Source organism: Lysinibacillus sp. GbtcB16 (genome assembly GCF_019091145.1).
Taxonomy (GTDB): Bacteria; Bacillota; Bacilli; order Bacillales_A; family Planococcaceae; genus Lysinibacillus; species Lysinibacillus fusiformis.
Window position 1 is genome coordinate 1 of sequence record NZ_JAGXJV010000667.1, and the last position, 251, is coordinate 251.

The 251-nt window shown below is 49.8% G+C and carries 1 protein-coding gene; it reads left to right on the forward strand.

All coding sequences use genetic code 11. The features are described 5' to 3' along the window. Positions 1-251: hypothetical protein (locus KVT27_RS25565; RefSeq protein ID WP_217582270.1), on the forward strand; the 251-nt coding region annotated here is incomplete at both ends.

The following is a 251-nucleotide window of genomic DNA, read 5'->3' on the forward strand; positions in this document are numbered from 1 at the left end:
CCGGTAAGCGTTTATGGCGATACGCCAAGCTTTGCGATTTTTGGGGAAGACTTGAAGGATTACGGTGTAGAAGCCCGTGTCAAGGTAGCGGACAGCTCTTACCAAGGCAATGTGCAAATGGGCTTGTTGGCAAGGGCCGGCACGTACAACAGTTTGTATTATTTTAAAATGATTCGTTCAGAAGCGGGCAGTCAGGCTGTCCTGGAGAAACGTGTTGGCGGAACGAATACGGCGCTTGCCACTTTCAACTT